This window comes from Microbacterium paludicola, from assembly GCF_039529675.1.
Taxonomy (GTDB): Bacteria; Actinomycetota; Actinomycetes; order Actinomycetales; family Microbacteriaceae; genus Microbacterium; species Microbacterium paludicola.
The window spans coordinates 72281-95840 of sequence record NZ_BAAANG010000002.1 but is presented as its reverse complement, the minus strand read 5'-3'; the positions used below and the strand labels follow the sequence as shown (position 1 = coordinate 95840).

At 70.4% G+C, this 23560-nt stretch carries 19 protein-coding genes; 8 read left to right on the top strand and 11 right to left on the bottom strand.

Annotated elements, in window-relative coordinates; genetic code table 11:
* The first annotated feature begins 76 nt into the window (after positions 1-76).
* On the top strand, positions 77-1804 hold the full coding sequence (locus ABD161_RS02180) for a glycosyltransferase (RefSeq protein ID WP_343999280.1): 1728 nt from the start codon (positions 77-79) through the stop codon (positions 1802-1804).
* On the opposite strand, the gene ABD161_RS02175 is transcribed toward ABD161_RS02180, so the two are convergent.
* The 4 genes from ABD161_RS02175 to rfbA all read right to left on the bottom strand — a co-directional run bounded on the left by ABD161_RS02175 (position 1773) and on the right by rfbA (position 6254).
* Positions 1773-2888, bottom strand: a complete 1116-nt coding sequence (locus tag ABD161_RS02175; protein WP_343999278.1) for a glycosyltransferase — start codon at positions 2886-2888, stop codon at positions 1773-1775. The genes ABD161_RS02180 and ABD161_RS02175 overlap by 32 nt on opposite strands.
* An 88-nt stretch (positions 2889-2976) precedes the next feature.
* Positions 2977-4389 (bottom strand): dTDP-4-dehydrorhamnose reductase, encoded by a 1413-nt coding sequence (rfbD, locus tag ABD161_RS02170; protein ID WP_343999276.1) that lies wholly within the window; start codon positions 4387-4389, stop codon positions 2977-2979.
* Complete coding sequence (gene rfbB, locus ABD161_RS02165; protein WP_343999274.1) at positions 4390-5388, bottom strand: dTDP-glucose 4,6-dehydratase; 999 nt, start codon at positions 5386-5388, stop codon at positions 4390-4392.
* Complete coding sequence (rfbA, locus tag ABD161_RS02160) at positions 5385-6254, bottom strand: glucose-1-phosphate thymidylyltransferase RfbA (RefSeq protein ID WP_135115174.1); 870 nt, start codon at positions 6252-6254, stop codon at positions 5385-5387. The genes rfbB and rfbA overlap by 4 nt, the downstream gene beginning before the upstream one ends.
* Before the next feature lie 138 nt (positions 6255-6392).
* Here rfbA and ABD161_RS02155 point away from each other — a divergent pair, with 138 nt between their 5' ends.
* Complete coding sequence (locus tag ABD161_RS02155) at positions 6393-8570, top strand: hypothetical protein (RefSeq protein WP_343999271.1); 2178 nt, start codon at positions 6393-6395, stop codon at positions 8568-8570.
* On the opposite strand, the gene ABD161_RS02150 is transcribed toward ABD161_RS02155, so the two are convergent.
* From ABD161_RS02150 to ABD161_RS02135, 4 genes are read right to left on the bottom strand one after another with little or no spacing between them, the layout of a single operon-like run.
* Positions 8548-9480 carry an NAD-dependent epimerase/dehydratase family protein gene (locus ABD161_RS02150; RefSeq protein WP_343999269.1) on the bottom strand — a complete coding sequence of 311 codons (933 nt, stop codon included), beginning with the start codon at positions 9478-9480 and terminating at the stop codon, positions 8548-8550. The two genes, ABD161_RS02155 and ABD161_RS02150, sit on opposite strands and share 23 nt — an antisense overlap.
* Positions 9477-10526, bottom strand: a complete 1050-nt coding sequence (locus ABD161_RS02145; protein WP_343999267.1) for a glycosyltransferase — start codon at positions 10524-10526, stop codon at positions 9477-9479. Before ABD161_RS02145 ends, ABD161_RS02150 begins: the two co-directional genes overlap by 4 nt.
* Positions 10523-11365 carry a glycosyltransferase family 2 protein gene (locus ABD161_RS02140; protein WP_343999265.1) on the bottom strand — a complete coding sequence of 281 codons (843 nt, stop codon included), beginning with the start codon at positions 11363-11365 and terminating at the stop codon, positions 10523-10525. The genes ABD161_RS02145 and ABD161_RS02140 overlap by 4 nt, the downstream gene beginning before the upstream one ends.
* Positions 11362-11868 carry a GtrA family protein gene (locus tag ABD161_RS02135; protein ID WP_167760791.1) on the bottom strand — a complete coding sequence of 169 codons (507 nt, stop codon included), beginning with the start codon at positions 11866-11868 and terminating at the stop codon, positions 11362-11364. The genes ABD161_RS02140 and ABD161_RS02135 overlap by 4 nt, the downstream gene beginning before the upstream one ends.
* A gap of 153 nt (positions 11869-12021) precedes the next feature.
* Here ABD161_RS02135 and glf point away from each other — a divergent pair, with 153 nt between their 5' ends.
* Positions 12022-13161, top strand: coding sequence for a UDP-galactopyranose mutase (gene glf / locus ABD161_RS02130; protein ID WP_343999263.1), 1140 nt, complete (start codon positions 12022-12024; stop codon positions 13159-13161).
* Positions 13162-13174: 13 nt separating this feature from the next.
* On the opposite strand, the gene ABD161_RS02125 is transcribed toward glf, so the two are convergent.
* Complete coding sequence (locus tag ABD161_RS02125; RefSeq protein WP_343999260.1) at positions 13175-13660, bottom strand: GtrA family protein; 486 nt, start codon at positions 13658-13660, stop codon at positions 13175-13177.
* Between the two features lie 143 nt (positions 13661-13803).
* Between ABD161_RS02125 and ABD161_RS02120 the strand changes: the two genes are divergently transcribed.
* The 4 genes from ABD161_RS02120 to ABD161_RS02105 are packed head-to-tail and all read left to right on the top strand — an operon-like array spanning position 13804 to position 17821.
* On the top strand, positions 13804-14784 hold the full coding sequence (locus ABD161_RS02120; RefSeq protein WP_135115180.1) for a glycosyltransferase: 981 nt from the start codon (positions 13804-13806) through the stop codon (positions 14782-14784).
* A 49-nt stretch (positions 14785-14833) separates the two neighbouring features.
* On the top strand, positions 14834-15625 hold the full coding sequence (locus ABD161_RS02115; RefSeq protein WP_343999257.1) for an ABC transporter permease: 792 nt from the start codon (positions 14834-14836) through the stop codon (positions 15623-15625).
* Positions 15625-16389, top strand: a complete 765-nt coding sequence (locus ABD161_RS02110; protein WP_228066511.1) for an ABC transporter ATP-binding protein — start codon at positions 15625-15627, stop codon at positions 16387-16389. The genes ABD161_RS02115 and ABD161_RS02110 overlap by 1 nt, the downstream gene beginning before the upstream one ends.
* Before the next feature lie 28 nt (positions 16390-16417).
* On the top strand, positions 16418-17821 hold the full coding sequence (locus ABD161_RS02105) for a glycosyltransferase family 61 protein (protein WP_343999255.1): 1404 nt from the start codon (positions 16418-16420) through the stop codon (positions 17819-17821).
* A gap of 43 nt (positions 17822-17864) precedes the next feature.
* Here ABD161_RS02105 and ABD161_RS02100 read toward each other — a convergent pair whose 3' ends face one another.
* Together ABD161_RS02100 and ABD161_RS02095 are read right to left on the bottom strand one after the other, a co-directional pair.
* The gene (locus ABD161_RS02100) at positions 17865-19919 is read right to left on the bottom strand and encodes an acyltransferase family protein (protein WP_343999253.1); all 2055 of its coding nucleotides are present in this window, start codon (positions 19917-19919) and stop codon (positions 17865-17867) included.
* A gap of 8 nt (positions 19920-19927) precedes the next feature.
* Positions 19928-21577, bottom strand: a complete 1650-nt coding sequence (locus ABD161_RS02095; protein ID WP_343999251.1) for a glycosyltransferase family 2 protein — start codon at positions 21575-21577, stop codon at positions 19928-19930.
* Between the two features lie 230 nt (positions 21578-21807).
* Between ABD161_RS02095 and ABD161_RS02090 the strand changes: the two genes are divergently transcribed.
* On the top strand, positions 21808-23559 hold the full coding sequence (locus tag ABD161_RS02090; RefSeq protein WP_343999248.1) for a glycosyltransferase family 2 protein: 1752 nt from the start codon (positions 21808-21810) through the stop codon (positions 23557-23559).
* Position 23560 lies beyond the last annotated feature (1 nt).

The following is a 23560-nucleotide window of genomic DNA, read 5'->3' as shown; positions in this document are numbered from 1 at the left end:
TCCTCGCATATGCCGGATGAGGGGTCGCCCCGGGGCCGTCGCCTATCCTTGTCGTGATGTGCCAGGGGACTGCGAGATGACGCCGCCGGAGAGCGACAGCCCGCTCCTGACGGTGGTGATCCCCACGCATGACGTGCGGCCGTGGCTCGCTCAGACGATGGACTCTGTGCTGCGACAGGACGTCCCCGCGATGGAGGTCGTCGTCGTCGACGACCGGTCGACGGACGGCACGCGCGAGCTGGTCGCCGCCTACGCGCAGCGCGATCCGCGCGTGCGGCTGGTGATCGCCGGCAGTGCCGGCGGCGGATCGGCGCGCAACCGCGGAGCCGCGGAGGCGAAGGGGCGCTACCTGATCTTCTGCGACGGCGACGACCTCGTCCCCGATGGGGCGTACCGGGCGCTCGTGGCGAGTCTCGAGCGGTCGGGCTCCGACATGGCGGTGGGTGACTATCTGAAGTTCCGCGCCGTCCACACCTGGCGTCCCACGGATGCGATGCCCGCATTCGACCGCCCGGCACAGGGCATCGCGCTGACCGACGCGCCGACACTGCTGTTCAGCCGCCCCTGCTGGAACCGCGCATTCCGCCGCTCCTTCTGGGACAGCACCGGGATCCGGTTCCCCGATGTCCCGCGCTCCAACGACATCGTGCCGATGGTGACCGCGTATCTCGCGGCCGACCGGATCGACGTGGTGCCGGATGTCGTGTACGTCTACCGCGAGCGCCCGGGCGCCGGCTCGATGTCCGCCGGGGCGGGGTCCGCCCGATCGCTGCTGAGCTATCTCGGCCAGGAGACGGAGTGCGCTCGCGCCCTGGTCGACGCTGACGAGGTCGGCGTCCTCCGCGCGTACTCCCTGCTCGTCTGGGACCGCGACGGCTACGTCGCCGTCGCCCGCTATGTCGGCTCCCGAGGCAGGGACGCGGCCGACGACGCGGAGGTCGTCGCGGCGCTGCGTCGGCTGCGGGCGCTGATCGGCGACCCGGACGTGGGAGAGGGAGCGGACCGCGTCGATCCGCTGCGAGGCCTCGTCATGCGACTCGCGGCGCAGGGCGATCTGGATGCGGCCGGCGTCGTCGCCCGGTTGCTCGAGCCGAGCGGCGAGGTCGTCGACGACGACGAGACGATCCACGAATGGCTGCTTCTCCTCGAGCGACTTGCGGATTCGGAGCTCCTCGGACCTCAGGAGCGGGACGTACTGACGGAGCGGCTCGCGCGTCAGCTGTCCGCTCCGCACGGCGTGGAGGCTGCAGGACGCTGGCGGAAGCTCGTGCGCGCCGCGCACAGGGTCCTCGGGCCGCGCGCGCTGATGTTCTCTCCCGAAGCGCTCGCGAGCGCGGCGGGCGATGCGGAGCGGGCGCGACGACGCGGCGAACTCGACGCCAGCGCCGAACAGGTGCGTGGCGGCTCGGTGCTCGTGCTGGCGGGAACCGTCAGCGCGGAGGAGCCGAGGGGCCTCCCGGTGCTGCTCGACGGTCTGCGCGAGGGGGCGACCGGCGTGCCCGTGATCGCCGCCGCGGAGGTGACGTGGCGAGACGCGGGAGCCGGCCGCATCGGCTGGACCGCGCGGTTCCCCGCGGCGTCGCTGCCCATGCACCGGCCTCTCCGACCCGCGATCTCCGATCCGCAGACCGGTGACGTGCTCGCCGTCGGGGGACCTGTCCAGCCCCCCGCGTATGCCGCGGCAGATCGGTTCCTCTACGACCGGATCGACGGCGTCCTCGTCGTGCGCCGCCGTCGGCATGCGCTTCCGCGTGCCCTGCGACGCGCGATGATCATCGGACTGTCCCGGCTGCATCCGCGCTGAGCATGCCGCGCGGCGCCTGCCAGTCGGACAGCTCAGCGAGCATCGCCGCGTAGCCGCGGGACACCTCCCACGGCGAGAGCTCGCGCAGGAAGTCGTCCCAGTCGGCGCCGTCGACGGCCGGCAGCGGCGCGGTGAGCAGATCGGAGATCGACCCGACCGCGTCCTCGACGTCGAAGAAGCGGACCCACGCCCGCGACCCGAACTGCCGGCGCAGGTGGGGCTCGTCCGGCAGCACGACCGGCAGGGTGAATGTCGCCGCAAGGTGGACGCTCCCGGAGTTCAGGATCGAGCGGTAGGGGAACACGGCGAGGTCCGCTGCCCGGAACCACCGCGCGAGGTCCGCGTCGGGAACGTAGTCGAGGTGCGCGATCGCCCCGAGACCCGGCGGTATCGAGGCCGCGAATTCCTCGCGCGACTGCTCCTTGACGGCACCGGCGAGAAGCAGGCGGATCGGCTGCCCGCCCGTGTCGGCGGCGCGTGCCGCGGCGGAGATGAGCTCCGTCACGCCCTTGTAAGGCCGGATCTGACCGAAGAAGAGCACAGCGCGCTCGTCGTCGGCGAGCCCGAACGAGGCGCGTGCGGCTGCGCGGTCGATCCCGGTGTCGTAGATCCCCTCATAGCTCGGGTGGGGGAGCATCCGAACCTTGGCGGGATCGAGCGCCACCACGTCGGCGACGACCTCCGCCGTCGCCGGCGACATCACGTGGATGACGTCGGCGGCGGCGGCGAGAGCGCGGTAGAGCCGGATCTCGAGGGTGCGGTGTCGCAGTTCGTGGGGGAGCCGGTTGTGCAGCGTCCACACGATCCTGACCCGGCGGCGGCGAAGCCGGGAGAAGAGCGCGGTGAGCCCGCGCAGCCGCCTCACGGCGGCCGCTTCGGAGGGGGCCTGCTGCAGGAGCGGCGTCGTCCAATGGATGTGGAGCACGTCGCCGTGCCCGAGTCGGGACGCCTGGCGGATGAGGGCGCGGTACGTGTCGGAGCCGAGGAAGCGGAACCCGTTCGCGCGGGGGGCGAGCCCCAGCAGGTTCAGGTACGGGTTCTCGTCGAAGGTCGGAAACACCAGCACCTGCGGACCAGATCTCATCGGATCGAGTATAGGTCCGCATGCCGAACGGGCAGACTGCCCGGTCGGAGGCGCCCCGCGGCGAATGCGGTGAGGCGCCATCGGTGGCTCAGCGGCGGAGGTGTCGCTGGAGTGCCTCGTCCATGTCGGCGGGGGTGAAGCCGGTGGCGGTGATCTTGGACAGGTCGAGCACGCTGCGGGCGGGGCGCGGCGCGATGGGCCGGTCTGCGCCGGCGAAGTACTCGGCGGTGGAGACGGGGGTGACCCGGGCGGGGTCGTGTCCGCTCAGTTCGAACACGCGGCGGGCGATGTCGGCCCACGACCGGGGCTCGCCTGCGCTGGTGACGTTGTAGACGCCGTGGGGTGCGCCGGTGTCGAGCAGGTGCGCGATGGCGCGGGCGAGGTCGGTGGTGAAGGTGAGCCTGCCGACCTGGTCGTCGACGACGCGGGGGTCGATGCCGCGCTGGGCGAGGGAGGCCATGGTGTCGACGAAGTTGCCGCCCTCGCCGATGACCCACGAGGTGCGCAGGATGTAGTGGCGGGGCACGGTGGCGACGATCGCGTCGCCGGCGGCCTTGGTCTGCCCGTAGACGCCGAGCGGGGCGATGGCGTCGTCCTCGGTGTAGGGGCGCTGCTGGGTGCCGTCGAAGACGTAGTCGCTGGAGACGTGGACGAGGGTGATGCGGTTCGCGGCGGCGATGCGGGCGAGCGCGGCGACGCCGGTGACGTTGGCGGCCCAGGCGTCGCCGCGGCCTTCGGCGGTCTCGGCCGCGTCGACGGCGGTGTGGGCGGCGGCGTTGATGATCACGCCGTAGTCGGCCCAGCGACGGGAGTGCTCGAGCCCGGGGGCGGTGAGGTCGAGGTCTGCGCGGGTGGCGTATTCGATGTGCGGGGCATCGCCCAGCTGGGCATGCAGGGCGCGGCCGAGCTGGCCGGCGGCGCCGAGCACGAGCACACGCCGCGGCGGCACGGGGGTGGCGTCGGCCAGGCGCGGGTGGGCGCGGTCCTTGTCGGAGATCTCGGCCTGCTCCAGCGGGATCGGCCACTCGATCGCGACGGTCTCGTCGGCGAGGTTGACGAACGAGTAGGACGCGTCGGGGGACCAGTGGTCGTTCACGAGGTACGCGTACGCGGTGGCGGGTTCCAGGGTCTGGAACGAGTTCGCCACGCCGCGGGGCACGAACACCGCCTTGGACGGGTCGAGCTCGGTGGTGAAGACGGTGCCGAAGCCGCGTCCCTCGCGCAGGTCGACCCAGGCGCCGAAGACGCGGCCGGAGGCGACGGAGACCCACTTGTCCCACGGTTCGGCGTGGATGCCGCGGGTGACGCCGGCGGACTCGTTGAAGGAGATGTTGTTCTGCACCGGCCCGAAGTCGGGAAGGCCGAGCGCGACCATCTTCTCGCGCTGCCAGTTCTCCTTGAACCAGCCGCGCGCGTCGCCGTGTACGGGAAGGTCGAACAGCAGCAGACCGTCGATGGTCGTCGGAGTCGCGGTCAGCGACTTGCCGAGTTCCGCGGTCATCTACTGCCCCTTCGAGGCGTAGAACGCCTCCGTGGCGTCCTTCGCCGGCGCCCACCAGGCCTCGTTGTCGCGGTACCACTCGATCGTGGCGGCGAGCCCCGAGCGGAAGTCGCGGTACTTCGGCTGCCAGCCGAGCTCGGTGCGCAGGCGCGTGGAGTCGATCGCGTACCGCAGGTCGTGGCCGGGGCGGTCGGCGACGTGGTCGTACGCGTCGCGCGGCTGTCCCATGAGCTCGAGGATGAGCTCGACGACGTCCTTGTTGTTCTGCTCCCCGTCGGCGCCGATCAGGTACGTCTGACCGATCTCGCCCTTCTCCAGGATCGTCAGCACGGCCGACGAGTGGTCGTCCGCGTGGATCCAGTCGCGCACGTTCTCGCCCTTGCCGTAGAGCTTGGGACGGATGCCGCGGATCACGTTCGTGATCTGACGGGGGATGAACTTCTCGATGTGCTGGTACGGGCCGTAGTTGTTCGAGCAGTTCGAGATCGTCGCGCGCACGCCGAACGAGCGCACCCAGGCCCGCACCAGCAGGTCGGATCCCGCCTTCGTCGACGAGTACGGCGACGAGGGGTTGTAGGGAGTCCGCTCGGTGAAGCGCTCGGGGTCGTCGAGCTCGAGGTCGCCGTACACCTCGTCGGTGGAGATGTGGTGGAACCGCACGTCGTGACGGCGGGCCGCCTCCAGCAGCGTGTAGGTGCCGATGATGTTCGTGTCCAGGAACGGACGCGGGTCATCGAGCGAGTTGTCGTTGTGCGACTCGGCCGCGTAGTGGACGACCGCGTCGGCATCCGCGACCAGCGTGTCCACGACCGCGGCGTCCGCGATGTCGCCCTGCACGAACGCGACGCGATCCTCGGGGAGGCCGTCCAGCGACGCGCGGTTTCCCGCGTACGTCAGCTTGTCGAGGACCGTCACGTGGTGATCGGTGTGCTCCACGACGTGGTGCACGAAGTTGGAGCCGATGAAGCCGGCCCCTCCGGTCACGAGCAGACGCATCAACGTCCCCTTTCCATCACATCGAGCAGGTATCGGCCGTAACCCGATTTCAGCAGCTTCTCGGCGCGCTCGCGCAGCTGGTCGTCCGTCAGGAAGCCCTGTCGCCAGGCGACCTCCTCGGGCACGCCGATGCGCAGGCCGGTGCGGCGCTCCATCGTGCGGACATAATCGCTGGCGTCGCTCATCTGGTCGAACGTGCCGGTGTCCAGCCACGCGGTACCGCGGGGAAGCACCTCGACGCTGAGCTTGCCGCGCTCGAGGTAGGCGGCGTTGACGTCGGTGATCTCGTACTCGCCACGCGCGGACGGCTTCAGCCCCCGGGCGATCTCGACCACGTCGTTGTCGTAGAAGTACAGGCCCGGAACGGCGTAGTTGCTCTTGGGCTGGGCCGGCTTCTCCTCGAGCGAGACGGCCTTGCCGCTCTCGTCGAACTCCACGACGCCGTAGGCGGTCGGCTCGGCCACCCAGTACGCGAACACCGCGCCGCCGTCGACGTCGGCGTAGCGCTTGAGCTGCGTGCCGAGCCCCGGGCCGTAGAGGAGGTTGTCGCCGAGCACGAGCGCGACCTTGTCGTCGCCGATGAAGTCGGCGCCGATCGTGAAGGCCTGCGCGAGCCCGTCGGGAGAGGGCTGCTGCGCGAACGTGATGGACACGCCGAACTGCGACCCGTCGCCGAGGAGGCGCTCGAACGCATCCGCGTCGTGCGGGGTGGTGATGACGAGGATCTCGTCGATCCCCGCGAGCATCAGCGTCGACAGCGGGTAGTACACCATCGGCTTGTCGTACACGGGGACCAGCTGCTTCGAGACGCCAAGCGTGATCGGGTGGAGTCGGGTGCCAGAGCCGCCCGCGAGGATGATGCCTTTCACGCCCCCATCGTGTCACACGCGAAGAACCGGCCGATGGGCGATGCGTCCAGGAAGGCGCGCCTGCACCGCCGGGTCGGACGCGGTTGCTACGATCACATGCCGCGGACCGCGCCACAGCGGTGGCTGGAGAGGCAGGCAGTGAACGACATCGCCCCGGCGCGCGCGCCCCGCTCGAGGCGAGGTGTTCTTCTGACCCGCGCCGCCTGGCCCGCCCTCGCGGTCGCCGTCACGATCGTGCTCGCGCTCGCCCGACTGGTGCGCGAGCCGCGCTTCTACTTCGCCGACGACACCGAGCGCGGGTCGTTCGGGCAGTGGTGGCAGCTCGGCGAACTGCTGCTGCAGGGGCGGCTGCCGCTGCTGGATCCGTCGGCCTGGCAGGCGGGCAACTACCTCGCGGAGGGGCAGTGGGGCGTCCTCAACCCCCTGGTCTGGCTGATCGGCCTCGCCGCGCGGGCGAGCACGGATCCCGTCGTGTTCGTCACCTTCCTCAAGGTCGCCGTCCTCGCGCTCATGGCGCTCGGAGTGCATCTGCTCGCGCGCTCGTTCGGCGCGCACCGTCCGTGGGCGGCGCTCGCGGCCGTCCTCGTCCCGCTCGGCGGCTTCACCGTCTACATGGATGCCGCCTCCTGGTCGACCGGCCTCTTCAACGCCGCGGCCCTGCCGTGGGTGTGGTGGGCGCTGCGGCGCGCGGTCGAGGCGCGGCACTCGCCCATCCCGTATCTGCTGACCTCGTACGTGCTGATCACGTTCGGTTACGTGTTCGGCGTCATGGCGCTGGTCGTTGTGCTCGTCGAGACGCTGGTCCGTCACGCGATCCGCCGCGACGGTGCGCGCGTGGTGCGCACGCTGCTGGCCTCCGTGTGGGGCGGCGCGCTGACGGTGCTCGTCTACCTGCCGGGGCTGCTGACCGCGCCCGTCTCGGAGCGGGGGGACGCGCCCTTCGGCAACTACCTCTTCCTCAACGCCGATCTCACCGACCTCGCCGCGGCGGGAGCGCCGTCGGTCGCCGGCACGATCCGCTCGTGGGACGGCGACGTGACACTCGCACCACTCGCCTACATCGCGTGGCTGCTGCCGCTGCTGCCGCTGGTGCTGCCGATGTCGCGCGTCGCGGTGCGCCGGTGCCTGCCGCTGCTGATCTTCGGCGGCATCGCCCTCTGGGCCGTGCTCGCCCCCAGCCACATGGGGCCGATCCGCTGGCCGCTGCGGTTTATGCCGTACCTCGTCCTCGCGGTCGTCATCCTGTTCGCCGTCGCGGCCTCCCGCGCCTACCCGCGCCTGATCACGCGCAGCGGCCGGCTGCTGAGCGGCATCGCGATCGTGGTGACGGCCGCCCTCGCCTGGGCGAACGATCCTCACTCGTGGCGCAGCATCGCGGTCGCCGGTGCGCTGCAGACGGCCGCTCTCGTCGCCCTGTGGTGGGTCGCCCACCGCGAGGCGTGGTCACGCGCCCGCCGCACGGCGATCGCCGTGCTCGGCGCCCTGCTCGTGACAGCCGTCGCCGTGGCGGCGCAGATGTATGCGATGCCGCGCTCGCCGCTGCCGGACGGCGACGCCCCCGACGTCGCGACGATGCGCCAGGTGCTCGTCGAGCCGCACGGCGACGGGTTCGTCGTCGGCGACACCAATGCCGGTCAGAACGACGCGGCGAGCTGGGACGAGCGCCTGATGGCGAACCTCTGGTACCTCAGCGACACCGAGGTCTCGAACCTCTACACGGTGCTCCCGTACACGGCGTTCACCGAGGACCTCTGCATGGACCTGCGCGGAGTCACCTGCGCGAAGGGGCTCGACGCCCTCTGGGCGACGGACGAGACGACGGGGGAGCGCCTGAGCGATCTCATGTCGGTCTCGACGATCGTCGCGATGAAGCGCACCTTCCCGTCTGAGCCCGACGCACCGGACGGATGGCACGTCGCCGAGGAGGGGCAGTACACCTGGCTGCTTCAGCGCGACGAGGTGCTGCCGAGCGCCGGCGGGATCGCGTGGCAGGCGGACGACACCGACGTCACCGTCGTCGAGCAGGACGACACGCAGGTGACGTTCAGGGTGGACGAGGCCGGGGAGGACGGACGCATCGTCTTCAGCCGCCTCGACTTCCCCGGCTACTCCGCGAGCGGGGGAGCGAGCATCGTCGATCCGCTGCGCGGCTGGCTGCTCACCGTCGACGTGTCGGATGTCGCCGCCGGCGAGACCGTCACGGTGCGGTTCCAACCGCCCGCGATGCCCCTCATGGTAGCGGGCGCCGTCCTCGCCGCGCTGACCGGAGCCGGCTGGCTCGTGCTGCGTGCCGTCAGCCGATCGCGGCGCCGCTGAGCTGCGCCGTGAACACACGGTGCAGGCCCTCCGGCAGCGAGGTGCGGGCGAGGGCGTCGAGCTCGGGCCAGACGCGGGAGCGCACCCGCAGGTCGAGGGCCTGACCCCGCGCGTCCCCGCCTCCGCCCAGCACGATCGCTCCGTGGCGGCGGCGCAGGCGCTGCAGTTCGCTGACGAGCGCCCCGATCGAGACAGCGCGCCCGCTGCCGACGATCTTGACCGTCATGGTGCCGCGCGGGGTGGTGGCGGCGCGCGCGGCTCCAGCGGAGATCATCGCGGCGGCGTCGTCCTCGTAGATGTAGTCGCGCAGGGTGTCGAGCGGCACGTACACGGAAGCGGGCTTGCCCGTGAGATGGGCGCGCGCAAGCACCGAGATGAGGCCCTGCGCCTTCCCGAGGTCCTGCCCGGGGCCGTACAGGTTGGTGATCCGCGCGACGAAGGCGCGGATGCCCGCCGACTCGGCCGTCTCGCGCAGCGCCTGTTCCATGGCGAGCTTCCCCTCGCCGTAGGCCGAGGCGGGGGCGGTGGGGGTGTCCTCGGTGAACGGCGGATGCGCGGCGGCCGCGTAGGCGCCGCCCACGGACGAGGCCAGGGTGATGGTCAGGCGGGCGCGGTCGGCGTCGGGCAGCTCGGCGACGGCGGCGAGGAACCCGCGGAAGACGTCGACCTCGGCGAACACCACCTCGCGCGGGGTGGAGGTCACCGCCTTTCCCGCGCACCAGTGCACCTCGAGGGGCGCGTCGGGCTGGGCCTCCGCCACGAACGCGGCGAGGCCCGCTTCGAGCGCGGGGACCGCGGCATCCGGATCACTCCACGGCACGGCTGCGGCGAACGGCGTGTCGGCGCGGGAGCGTGCCACGGCCCGCCCGAGCAGGCCCCGGCCGATGATCCAGCGCGCCGGATCGGTCATCGCGTCCCGGACGGCCCCGGCGAGCGGTGCGAGGGGTCGACGCGGCCCAGCGGGCCCATCGAGGGGTCGCGGACGATGAGGTAGGTGGGCTTGCCGAGCGCCATGTTCACGGCGACGCCGAGGTACTCGGCGATGATCCCCAGCGCGACGAGCACCACGCCGGTGCCGAGCAGCAGGGCGACCATGAGCGAGGTCCACCCGGGCTCGATGAGCTCGCCGCTGACCATCCGCGCGACGACGAGGTACAGGGCGAACACGATCCCGAGGGCGAACACGATGCCGCCCGCGGCGGTGACGAGCCGCAGGCCCCGCGTGCCCGAGGTGAGGACCATGCTCCAGAAGTGGGCGAACAGTCGGCGGAACGAGTAGCCGGAGCGACGGTCGCCCTCCTCGCGGAGCGTGATGGGGGCCGTGACGGTGCGCGCGGCGACCCAGCTGAGCGCGACGTCGAGGTACACGCCGGTGCCGGCGTACGCCGCGACGCTCCGGCCGATCTCGCCGAGCACGAGCCGGTAGCTGTGGAAGCGCGAGGCGTGGCCGCCGCCGAAGATCGTCTCGAGCACCCGCTTGGAGGCCTTCGAGGCGGCGTTGCGGATGAAGCCGTGCGGCGGGGTGTTCACCGGTGCGGCGTACACGAGGTCGGCGCGCTGGTTCAGGGCCGCGTCGAGCATGATCCCGATCTGGTTCGGGTCGTGTTGCCCGTCCTCGTCGATCGTGACGATCCACTCGCCGCCCGAGCTCGCCATGCCGGCGAGCGTGGCGGCGTGCTGGCCGAAGTTGCGGCTGAGCCACACGGGCGCGATCCAGGAGTTCGCCGCGGCGAGCTCTCGGATGACGCGGTCCGACTGATCCGGGCCGCGGTCGTAGGCGAGCAGCACCTCCTCGACGCGCGCGTGGTGGCCCTCGGGCGTCGTGAACGCGGCGGTGAGCGGGCGCAGCTCGTCGACGACACCGTGCAGGGTCTTCTCGCCCTGGTAGACGGGGATCACGACACTGATGCGGTGGACGTACGGCGCGGTGCCCTCCGTGGGCTCCAGCTGGTTCATCGCATTCTCCTCTGAAGCACACGATACGAGAGGCGACGGGCCCGGGCCATGAGGGAGGCGCGGAGGTCGCCGTAACGGCGGTCGAACGACGAGAGCACACCCGGGTGCGTCTTGTGCAGCCAGGCGTGGAAGCCGTGGGCCTGGCCCGCCTGCTCGGCGACGAGCGCGACGCTCCACTGGGTGTCGCTCATCCGGAAGGTGGCGCCCACCTCGGGATCGGGGGCGAAGTCGCCGTGCAGCAGCACCCGACTGTACGTCGCCTGGTCGATGAGGTACGGGAACCGGTCGAACCAGCCGCCCTCCGCCGCGAGCAGATCGCGGCGCATCATGACCGAGGCGGGCTCGCCGAACAGGTTCGATCCGGCGCGCACGGCCTTGCGCACGGCGTCGCGGCCCGGCATCAGGCGACCGAGGCCGCGGAGGCCCCATCCGGCCATGAGCACGCGCCCCTCGGCGTCGACCACGTCGCGGCGGCACGCGGTGAGCACCGCGCCCGTGCGCTCGAGGATGCCGGCCTGGCGCGCCAGGACGCCGGGGCGCAGGATGTCGTCGCCGCACACGAGCTTCAGGAACTCGCCGGTCGCCGCCTCGGTGACGCGGTTCCAGTTGCGGCCCGCGCCGCCACCCGCCTCGGTGGTGAGCAGGCGCACGCGCGGATCATCCGCGAACTCCGCCATCACGGCCGCGGTGTCGTCGGTGGAGGAGTGGTCGGCGACGATCAGCTCGAGCGAGGGGACATCCTGATCCAGGATCGAGCGGAGCGTCTCGCGCAGCGTGCGACCGTTGTTGTAGGCGGGCACCACGACGCTGATACGCGGGGCCCCGGGGGATGCGGTCACCGATCGTCCTTCCGGTGGAACGAGAAGCGGCTGTGCCCGAACCAGCTGGCGAACGCGATCACGACCGTGAAGAGCAGCTGCGCGACGATCTCGTGCCAGCCGAGCCAGATCTTCATCGGCGGCACCACCAGGAGGTTCAGCAGGAACGTCCCGAGGTAGACGAGCTGGAACCGCGCGAAGTCGAGCCAGACGTGACCCCTCACGCGGAACACGAACCGGCGGTAGAAGACGAACGCGCTGAGCGTGCTCATGACGTGAGCCGCGACGATGATGCCGAAGACGATCCAGTCCTGGCCGGGCCACCACATCCGGAACAGGAAGGAGAACAGCACGAACCAGGCGAATCCGATGCCGGTGTTGACCGCGCCCACGAAGAGGAACGCGACGCGACGGTCCCGGAACAGGCGCAGGAGCGGCCCGTCCGGGCCCGACATCCCGGCGATCTCGTCGCCGTCGGCTCGCGTCGCCGCGTCGTCAGCGGTCTCGTCGGCCGGGGTGCTCATCGCCCTCAACGGTACAGGGGAGCGGCTGGGAGTCGCGGCTGTGGCGCTTCGGGGCCCCACAGGTCTCCCCACCTAGGATCTTATGGGCGCGGGCTGACGCGCCGTCGGCTCCCGGACGGGGAGCGAGACGCATCGACCAGAGAGAGTGACGCCATGGACCTGCTTGTCGTCGGATCCGGTTTCTTCGGACTGACCATCGCCGAGCGCGCCGCTGAGGCGGGGCGCAAGGTCACGGTGATCGACCGCCGCCACCACATCGGCGGCAACGCCTACAGCGAGAACGAGCCGACCACCGGCATCGAGGTCCACCGCTACGGCGCCCACCTGTTCCACACGTCGAACCCGTCGGTGTGGGAGTACGTCAACCGCTTCACGACGTTCACGAACTACGTGCACCGGGTCTACTCGACCCACAAGGGCCAGGTCTACGCGCTGCCGGTGAACCTGCACACGATCAACCAGTTCTTCAACGCGGCGTACACGCCCGACGAGGCGCGCGCGCTGGTCAAGGAGCAGGCGGGCGAGTTCGACGTCAAGACGGCGGCGAACTTCGAGGAGAAGGGCATCGCGCTCGTCGGGCGCCCGCTGTTCGAGGCATTCTTCGCGCACTACACCGCCAAGCAGTGGCAGACCTCGCCCGAGAAGCTGTCGGGCGACATCATCAGCCGGCTTCCCGTGCGCTACAACTACGACAACCGCTACTTCAACGACACGTGGGAGGGCCTTCCCACCGACGGCTACACCGCGTGGATCGAGCGGATGGCCGACCACCCGAACATCGACGTGAAGCTCAACGTCGACTTCTTCGACGAGTCGCAGCCCCTGAACAAGAAGGCCCTCGTCGGCCAGGTGCCGATCGTCTACACCGGCCCCGTCGACCGCTACTTCGACTACGCCGAGGGCGAGCTCGCCTGGCGGACGCTGGACTTCGAGGAGGAGGTGCTGAACGTCGGCGACTTCCAGGGCACCTCGGTCATGAACTACCCGGACGCGGACGTTCCGTACACCCGCATCCACGAGTTCAAGCACTTCCACCCGGAGCGCAAGGACGTCTACCCGGATGACAAGACCGTCATCATGCGCGAGTTCTCGCGCTTCGCGACGCGCGAGGACGAGCCGTACTACCCGGTGAACTCGACCGACGACCGATCGGGGCTGCTCGCCTACCGCGAGCTGCAGAAGGGCGAGAAGGACGTGTTCTTCGGCGGTCGCCTCGGCACCTACCAGTACCTCGACATGCACATGGCGATCGGCTCGGCGCTGTCGATGTGGAACAACCAGCTCAACGCCTGAGCGGGCGGCAGGATCAGGGCGCGCTCGTGACGGGCGCGCCCTCGTCCTGTCCCGCGGCGGGCTCCTCGTGCGGGAACACGAAGCGGTCGTACGTGAGGTAGCGGAAGAGCGTCGCGAGAGTCTGCCCGATCAGGGTGCCCGCGATGTTGTCCGGGATCGGCCCCTCGAGGTGCAGGACGTAGCGCGAGAATGCGAGGCAGCCCAGCTGCAGGCCGATCGCCACGAGGTTGAATACGACGAACAGCGCGTAGCGCGACCACCGGTGCGGGAGGTGGCGGTCGTTGAACGTCCAGTAGCGGTTCCCGACGTACGTCACAAGAGACGCGACGACGATGGCGATCGTCTTCGCCACCACCGGCTGATCGTAGAGGGGACCGTGACCGGTCACCCAGAACGCGAGCAGGTTGAACACCGCGGCGTCGACGAGGAACGCGAGGCCTCCGATCGCGAGGAACGCCCCGGCCTGTCGCGTGTGCTTCTGGGCCGCGGATCGCGTCATCGGGGGGTCTCCTCAGGGCGACGGTCAGGGGGCAGGAACCTGCCGCGTGATAGTCTCAAGCGGTTCTGACGGTGCCGGCTGGCGCGCGTCGCAAGCCTCGATTCTATGTTCCCTCGGAACCCCACGGAGATGTGTCCACGGAGATGACGACGCCCGACGCCGAGATCGCGACCGCCACCGCTTCCGACGGAGCCCCGTCCGTGGCCCGACCGGTCATCGCCGCGATCGTGCCGTGCTACAACGAGGCACTCGCCATCGCGAAGGTGGTCGCCGACCTCAAGGCGGCCGTGCCGGAGATGGTCGTGTACGTCTACGACAACAACAGCACGGACGGCACGGGCGACATCGCCCGTGAGGCGGGCGCCATAGTCCGCCGCGAGGAGCGCAAGGGCAAGGGAAACGTCGTGCGCCGGGCCTTCGCCGATGTCGAGGCCGACATCTACGTGATGATCGACGGGGACGACACGTATGACGCGGCCGCGCTGCCGGAGATGATCCGCGTGCTGCGCGAGGGCCCCTACGATCACGTGCTCGGTGTCCGCAGCCAGAAGACGGACACCGCCTACCGGCCGGGTCACGAGCTCGGCAACCGCGGCTTCAACTGGCTGGTCGGCAGCGTGTTCGGCACGAACGTGAGCGACATGCTCAGCGGCTACCGCGTGATGTCGCGCCGCTTCGTGAAGAGCTTCCCGGCGGCATCGCGCGAGTTCGAGATCGAGACCGAGCTCACGGTCCACGTCATGAGCATCCGCGTCCCCCACACGGAGCTGACGGTCGGCTTCAAGGACCGCCCCGCGGGCAGCGAGAGCAAGCTGCGCACCTATCACGACGGATTCCGCATCCTCGCGCTGATCGGCCAGCTCATCCGGCACGAGCGCCCGCTGCTGTTCTACGGTCTGTTCGGGACGCTCCTGGCGCTCCTGGGCATCGCGTTCGGTGTGCCGGTGATCGTCGAGTACCTCGAGACGGGGCTCGTGCCGCGGCTTCCGACGGCGCTGCTCGCCCTCGGGTTCGTGCTGTTCGGCGCGCTGTCCTGGGTGATCGGGCTGGTGCTCGATGGCGTGCTCCGCTCGCGTCGGGAGATGAGCCGGCTCACCTATCTGACCTACGCGCCTCCCGCGTGAGCCGCCTCGACCACGATTCCTGCACGGCAGGCCCGCATAGGATCTTGCCGTGACCCGCAGCGTCGTCGGAGCCCCCGGTACCCTGGAGCGCTATCTCCACTCGCTGTGGCTGCTCTCCGCGCGCGACCTGAAGGTGCGCTACGCGACGAGCTGGCTCGGATACCTCTGGTCGGTGCTCGACCCGCTTGTCATGAGCGGGATCTACTGGTTCATCTTCACGGTCGTGTTCGACCGCTCTGCGGGGCTCGAGCCGTACATCGTGTTCCTGATCACCGCGCTGCTGTCGTGGGTCTGGTTCAACGCCGCCGTCACCGACTTCACGCGCGCGTTCAACAAGGATGCGAAGCTCGTGCGCTCGACGGCGATCCCTCGCTCGATCTGGGTGAACCGGATCGTGCTCAGCAAGGGCGTCGAGTTCCTGTTCGCCCTCCCGGTGCTCGCGATCTTCGTGATCGCCGCCGGAGCACCGGTCGGATGGGGGCTGCTGCTGTTCCCTGTGGGGGTGGTGCTGCAGGCGATCCTGCTGGTCGGGCTCGGCCTGCTGATCGCGCCGCTGTGCGTGCTGTTCGCCGACCTCGAGCGGACGACGCGGCTCATCCTGCGTGCCCTGTTCTACGCGTCGCCCGTGATCTACGCGGTCGGGGACCTTCCCGGCGCGCTGCGGGAGCTGATGGCGTTCAACCCGCTCGCGGGGATCTTCACGCTGTATCGCGTCGGGTTCTTCCCCGAAGCGTGGGATCCCTTCGCCGTGACGATGTCGGCGGTGATCTGCCTGCTGCTTCTCGCGGTGGGCGCGTTCTCCTTCCGCCGGCTCGAGCGTCCGCTGCTGAAGGAGCTGTGATGACACGGGATGCGATGCCGGCGATCGCCGACCGACCGGCGATCGAGGTCTCTGGCCTCGGCGTGCGGTTCCGCCGCAACCGGCGCGGTCGCCGCAGCATCAAGGACATGTTCGCGGACGCGTCGCGGCGGAGCCGACCCGACGAGTTCTGGGCGCTGCGCGACGTGTCCTTCACCGTGCGCCCCGGCGAGTCGATCGGCGTGGTGGGACGCAACGGACAGGGCAAGTCGACGCTGCTCAAGCTCGTCGCCGGCGTGCTGCTCGCCGACGAGGGAGAGGTGAGGGTGAACGGGGGAGTCGCGCCCCTCATCGAGATCACCGGCGGATTCGTGGGCGACCTCACTGTGCGTGAGAACGTGTGGCTCGCCGCCGGTCTTCACGGGATGGCCAAGCACGAGATCGCGCGCCGCTACGACGAGATCATCCGGTTCGCCGAGCTCGAGCAGTCGGAGGGCACTCCCTACAAGCACCTCTCGAACGGCATGAAGGTGCGTCTCGCGTTCTCCGTCGTGTCGCAGCTCGACGAGCCGATCCTGCTCGTCGACGAGGTGCTCGCGGTCGGCGACAAGAGCTTCCGGAACAAGTGCTACCGGCGGATCGACGAACTGCTGGCGGAGGGGCGCACGCTCTTCCTCGTGAGCCACAACGAGAAGGACCTGCGCCGGTTCTGCACGCGCGGTCTGTACATCCGCGACCACGTGCTCGCGCTCGACGCCCCGATCGGCGAGGTCGTCGACCGGTACAACGCGGACAACGCGGAGTGACCTTCCCTCCGGCAGTAGAGTGACCTGAATGAAGCGCCTCGAGAACCGGGTCGTCACCTCGGCCGTCGTCTACCCCGTGATGACGCGGGACGACCGCCCCGGCGAGCTCCTGATGGGGGTCTTCGACGGGCACGGCCGGTTCGTCGAGGGAACAGCGACCGATCGCCGCTCCGGACTCCGCGGGGTGCCGATCCCGCGCGACCTGCTGCCCGACATCGCCGAGGCGGACGTGCCCGAGGCGATCTATGCGGGCGACCTGCACATGCACTACGGGCACTTCCTGCTGGAGAGCCTCGCCCGGCTCTGGTACGCGGCCGAGCACCCCGAGCTGCCGATCGTCTGGACCGCCGCCCACCACTGGGGCGACCGCGAGCGGTTCCGGTCATGGCAGCGGGAGATCCTCGAGATCCTCGGCGTGCGCAATCCCATCCAGTTCGTGACCAGACCCACGCGCTTCGCCACGCTTCACGTGCCGGACATCGGCTACCGATACGACGACTGGATCCATCCGGACCACGCGCGGTTCCTCGCGCGCCACTCCGGCCCGCCTCGCGAGCCCGGCCGCCGCATCTGGCTGTCCCGCAGCGCGATCGACAGCGACGTGCGCGATGTCAGCGCCGTCTTCGCGGAGAGGCACCTGCGGGCGGCCGGCTGGTTCGTGATCCATCCGGAGCGGCTGACCGTGCGCGAGCAGCTCGATCACCTCGCCCGCGCCGAGGTGATCGCGGGCGATGAGGGGTCGGCATTCCACGCGGTCCTCCTCTTGGCCGAGCTCGAGGGGTGCCGGCTGCGGATCATCCGCCGCCGGGGGCCCGAGCACCGGAACTTCCGCACGATCGGCGAAGCGCGCGGCCTCGAGCAGGATTTCCACTCGCTGCCGGGGCAGCGGATCCTTCACGCGGAGGGCCGCGAGGTGATGAAGGTGTCGCGCAACGCCATCGCGCTGCTCGACGCGCTCGAGGTGCCGCGCGCCCTGCCGCTGCCTCCCCGGCCGGGAGACCAGGCGGCCGCCGCGTTCGCGCGGTCGCTCGGCGTGTCGAGGATGCTGCTCGTGGGCGTGCGGACCGCATACTCCGCGGCCGTCTCGGGAGTGCGGACGACGCTCGTGGTCAGCACGCGGCTCGAGGAGGACCCCCGCGCCTATCGCTCGCTGGAGAACCGGGTGGAGGAGCTGCCGTTCGCGCAGTACGCCGAGCTGTTCGTCACCGCGCCGCAGCCGTACGAGCTCATCCGCATCTGCGGCGACGAGGCGGCGCACGTGCTGCGCGACGTCGACGACACCGCCGCGTTCGCCGACAGCAACACGATCTGGGTGCTGGATGACGACGCGGCCGGTACCGCGGCCGGCGCGGCCCTCGAGGAGCGCGGGGGATTCACCGTGCAGCGCATCCCGAGCGCCGGAGGCGGGATCCTCCGCGTCGAGCGCGCATGAGGCGCGAGCGGCCCCGAACCGAGAGCGACGTGCTCGGGACGGGTCACTCGAGGGCTGCGTCGATCCGATCCGCGAGGGTGGGCGAGAGCGTCGTGGCGTAGGTGGCGGTGAGGTGATGGCCGTCGCGGTAGACGACGACGCCGCCGATCACGGGCGGGCAGATCCCCTCGGTGCAGAAGAGGTCGGTGAGGTCGATCAACGCCGCGTTCGGGTCGCGCCGAACGGCCTCAGCCTGTCCGTCGTCGTGCAGTGCCTCGTCCATCGGCTTTCCGCAGCGCTCCGCGGCACGTTCCGGGTCGAACTCGATGCACTGCACGGTGTCGGACGAGAGATGCGGGCTGTCGCGGATCGCCAGGACGGGAATGTCGTGGTCGGGGCGCGCCCCCCAGGCCGAGACCATGCCGGCGACGGTCCGCTCGTCGGCGTCCTCGCCTCCTGAGGACCGGGTCACGACGAACGCATCGGCATCCCCGGCGTCGGCGACGTACTCGGCGACCGCGGCGCGCCACTCGGCGCAGCCCTCCGTCTGCTGCCGCGTCGCGAGCTCCGTGGTGACGTCGGTCCAGTAGCAGGCTGCACGGCCCATGACATCCACGCGCCAGCCGCGGTCCTGCGCCATCCGCTCGAACGCGCTGAGGTAGGCGTTGCTGTGCGAGTCGCCGATCACAACGAGGCGTCGCGAGTAGTCGTGCTCGGGTCCGAACGTGCACGCGCGCAGCGTCCCGTCGTCTCCGCTGGTCCAGCAGTCACCACGGTACGAGTTGTCCTCCCCGACGATCGCGGGGTCCGGTACGAGCGGCAGCGAATCGAGCGTCGGGTTCTCGCAGGATCCCGAGGCGAGGGTCGCCGCGCCGAGGCAGTCGGGCGGCGCAGCGAGCAGCTCGGCCGTCAGGGTGCGGCTGCGCTCCTCCTGCAGCTCGGCGGATGCAGCCCCGGCGGTGGTGATCGCCAGGACGCACGCCATGCCGGCGGCCGTCCAGACCGCCACGATGAGCGGGCGGCGCCCGGCGAGCAGCCGGGGCGACAGCCGCACGGGATTCTCGACGAACCGGGTCGAGAACCCGGCGAGTGCGATCGCGGCGGCTGCGGTGCCGAGCTTCTCCGGCATCGTCAGGTCATGCCCGGTCGCCAGCGGCAGCAGCACGATCGGCGGCCAGTGCCAGAGATAGATCCCGTACGACGTGTCCCCGAGGAAGCGGATCGGACGTGCCGAACCCGCTCCGGCCAGGAATGAGCCGCCGCCCGCCCACACGATCACGGCTGCCCCCGCCACGGGGAGAAGGGCTGCGGAGCCCGGGAAGGGCACCTCGCCCGAGAGAAGGACCGTGCTGGACGCGATCAGGACGACGCCGAGGGCCGCGAGCAGGTTCGCCGCGGCGCGACGCCCGGCGAAGGGCAGGAAGGAGATCAGCGCGCCGACGCCGAACTCCCAGGCTCGGGTGAGCGTGGAGAAGTAGGCCGCGCTCGCCGACCAGTCCGTGAGCAGCACGCTGTAGGTGAACGAGGCGGCCGTGGCGACCGCGAGCGTGCCGATCATGACCGCGCGCCATGGCAGTCGACGGAACACGAAGCAGGCGAGCAGGAGCAGCAGGGGCAACGCGACGTAGAACTGCTCCTCGACCGAGAGCGTCCAGAAATGCTGCACCGGCGATGCGCTGTTCTCCGCAGCAAGGTAGTCGACGCTGTCCGAGACCAGCCGCCAGTTCTGCACGTAGAGCGCGGACGAGGCGATCTCGGCGAGGAACTGCTCCCAGAGCGAGCGCGGCGCCCAGACGATGACCGCCACCGCCGTCGCGGCAAGCACGAGGAGCGAGGCCGGCAGGAGACGCGCGGCGCGGCGGGCCCAGAACCTGCCCACGGCGATGCGACCCGTGTTCGCGCGCTCACGCACGAGATGCGACGTGATGAGGTACCCGCTGATCACGAAGAAGACGTCGACGCCGACGAAGCCTCCGGGCACGCTGTCCGGCCAGAGGTGGTACACGAGCACGCTCAGGACAGCGATGGCCCGGAGAGCCTGGATGTCGGGCCGGAAGCCCGCCTGCCGAGCCCGGTCCGTGAGACCTGCCTGCCGAGCGCTGTCTGTGAGAGACGCCATCCCGTCGATCAGCCGAGCGCTCGACGAAGGCGGCGCAGTGCCGCAGCGGGCACCCCGCCCAGGCGTGCGTTGACGCCGCGGGCGGCCGGTGCGAGCCGGTTCCCGGAGAGCTCGTTCATCCGCCGGGCGATCTGCCGCGGCAGCGATGCCGGCCGGGCGCTCTGCCGAAGTACGGCAAGCTCGGCCTCGAGCTGGGCGACCCTCGGCTCGACGCGGGTCACGCGTTCCGAGAGGTCGGCCTCGCGCAGGTCGATGAGCTGCGCGCGGTCGTTCGAGCCCCACTGGAATCCCCAGACCCGGTCGACGACGTCCTCGAGCACGGCGTCGCCGCCGACGTAGCGACGCGCGCGGGCGACTGCGGCCGAATCCCAGATCGTCACCGACTCGTCCTTGGTGTGGCCGGGGGTGAAGTAGCGGACCGCGCCGAGGCGGTCTCCGTCGATGTGGCGGTACATCTGCATCAGGCTGTCGCTGGTGACTCCGACGGTCACGGGCAGGTCGACGCGGTACGGCGCCGGGAAGACGGTGTCGGGCACCGCCTCGGCGAAGATCACGCGGTTGTCGGTGCGGAACCACTCCTGCACCAGATAGAGCTCGGTGCGTGGGTCAGCGAGCATCTTGCGCCGCCCCTCATCGAGGGTCGACCACGGCCCGACGAGCACGACGTGCACATCGGTGAGGGTGCTGTTGAGCACCCTGTCCACGCAGTTGCGCGCGAGGTGGGCCGTCTCCAGGGTCACCTCGACGACGACCTTGACGAGCGGCACCTCCCAGACGCGGTTGTCCGAGGTGCGGCGGTAGCGGGGGATCGGCATGCGCTGGGCGAAGTGCGCGTCATTGACGTGGGCGACCTTCGCCGCGTGGTTCTGCACCGTGCCGGGACCGAGGTGCCAGGTCAGCGCCTCGTGCACGGGGATGAACACGGCGCCCGCCTGCCATAGCTGGTAGGCGATCTCGGTGTCCTCGCCCAGATGCAGCCGCGTGTCCTGACCGAACGTGCGGTCATAGACCTCGCGGGTGACCGAGGCGCACGCCCCCATGTGGGTGGAGTAGTTCCGTCCGTGTGACGTGTTGAGGTCGTCGGTATCGCGGTAGATCTGGATGGACCAGTGTTCGTGCAAGGTCGAGCGGTCGTAGTCGTCGCCGATCGTGCCGTCGAGCACCTTCTTATACACCGTCTCGGGCGTGTAGTCCCACGACTCGATGAAGCCCTTGTCGCCGATCGTCGCGGCTTCCGGGATGAAGTGGGCCCACTTGGCGTGCTGCCGGACGTTGTCGCGGAACAGGATCATGTCCGAGTCGACCCAGTAGATGATGTCGCCCGAGGTGGCCTTGATCCCGATGTCGGTCGCGTTCGAGCGGCCCCAGCCCTCCTCGACGCGGATCAGCCGCAGGTTCCGCGGCACCACGTCGCCCAGCACCACCGGCGGCTCGCTTCCGTCGTCGACGACGACGACCTCGAGCAGCTCCTCGGGGTAGTCCTGAGCAGCGAGCGAGGCGAGGGTCAGCGGCAGGGTGGCGCTGTTGTATGCCGCGATCACCACGGAGACGGACTTCGTCGGCTCCCAGTCCTCCGGGAGCGTCCCGTCGAAGACGTCACGCCACTGATTCTGGAAGACGATGGGGCGGGGCTCGGAGGAAACGGCGGGCCTGATCACCGCATCAGTCTAGGTGACCGGCCCTCTGCTCCCCTGGGGAGTGGCTCCACGGGCGCTCACACGGGGCGACGAGCCTCTCAGGCTAGACTCCTTTCCCGCCGCGCCCGCGGCCGCGCCGCCCGTCGGCAGCCGCCCCGTCCGACCAGGAGCCGATTCCGCATATGTCATTCAGCCGCTGGTTCCGCCGCCATGCCGAGACGGACGCTCTTGAGCGGGACGGCGGGGGCGCCGTGGCTGACGCGTCGACGCTGCGGGCCGGCACCCTGGCACTGCCGGATGGCGAACCTGTTCGGCTGCGCGTCGCCGACGTCGACGCCCTGCGGCACGTCGTCGTGAGCGGTGCCGACGTGATGACGCAGGACGTTCGGATCCGCATCGATCGCTGGGATCCGCCGTCGGCGCGCTGGCGTGGCGCCATCGCGCCGCTGCCGCACGTGAAGACCAGCCAGGTCTCGTTCGACGCCGCCCGGCGGACGGCCTCCGCGCACATCGCGCTCAGTGAGCCGCAGTCGCTTGCCCGCATCGTCAACGCGCTGATTCCCGCCTTCACCCCGGATGCGCCCGTCGTCGGGGCGGGCTTCCCGCTCGTCGCCGTCGACGGGAGCGTCGATGGCGGCGTGCTGTCCCTGCTGCCGAGTCGCCGTGTGCCGCAGCTCGAGGCCATCGCTCCGGCGCTCAACGGCGCCCACCTGCGCAAGGCCGACGTCCTGATCACCGCGGAGACCGATCTCGCGCGCGAGGCGGAGGACGCCGTCTATCAGCTGCCGGTGGGGGAGGCGCTGCTTGGGTACCCGCGCAGGGAGCTGCCCGTCGTCGACCTCAACGTGCACAATCCGATCGGGCGTCTGCTGAGCTTCTCCCCGTCGCCTCCGCCCCGCCGGCTCGTTCTTGACAGGCAGCAGGGCGTTGCGCGCCTGGATGCCACCGGCCCCCGCGCCGACGCCGTCGCGCCGATCGCCTTCTCGCTCGCCGACCCGCTCACAGCCAGAGACGTGGCGGCGCTCCGGGGAGTGGAGGCAGCGGACCTTTCGGCGCTTCGCGGCGTCCGCGGCGCCCTTCCGGAGGGGCTGACCACGCGGTTCGCAGAGCTCGCCGCCGCGGGGGTGATCCTTCACTCGCTTCCCGAGAACATCGAGATCGAGCCGGCGCGACTGTCGCCGCGCATCGTCGAGCTCGCCCGGCAGCCCTACCGCGCAGTGAAGGGCCTGGCACGCGAGCGTCGCTCCGTCGCCCTGCGCAGGGCGGCGATGCACGACCACGGCGGATTCCTCCGCCTCGCCTCGGCGATCGAGCACCGCACGGGGCACCGCTACCTTCCGTCGGTGAGCGTGGTGCTCTCGACGATGCGTCCCGACCTCATCCCGGGTGTCCTGAAGATGATGGCGGCGCAGACGTACCCGCACATGGAGGTCGTGGTCGTCGCGCATGGCGTCGCCGCGCCGGATCTCTCGGCTCTCGACCTCGGCGCCCTCGACGTCACCGTTGTGGAGCAGCCCGAGACCGTCCTCTTCGGAGCGGCGCTCGCCGAGGGAGTGCGCCGCTCGTCGGGTGACCTCATCACCAAGCTCGACGACGACGACTGGTACAGCGAGCACCACGTGTTCGACCTCGTGCTCGCGCACCTCTACTCGCGCGCCGACATCGTCGGCAAGACGACCGAGTACCTCTACTTCGAGGAGGCCGAGCAGACCGTGCATCGCACGTTCGCGACCGAGCGGTACCACGATCAGCTGGCCGGAGGGGCGATGCTCCTGTCAAGGGCGACGTTCGATGGTCTCGGCGGCTGGCGGCCGACGCCCAACTCGACGGATCGCTCGGTGCTGATCCGTGTCGAGTCGCAGGGCGGCATCGGATACCGCACGCATTCCCTCGGCTACATGTACATCCGGCATTCGTCGAAGCACACCTGGGAGCGCAGCGACTCGCAGCTCCTCAACGGCTCCTTCGAGCAGTGGCGCGGCTGGCGCGAGCCCGAGGCCTGAG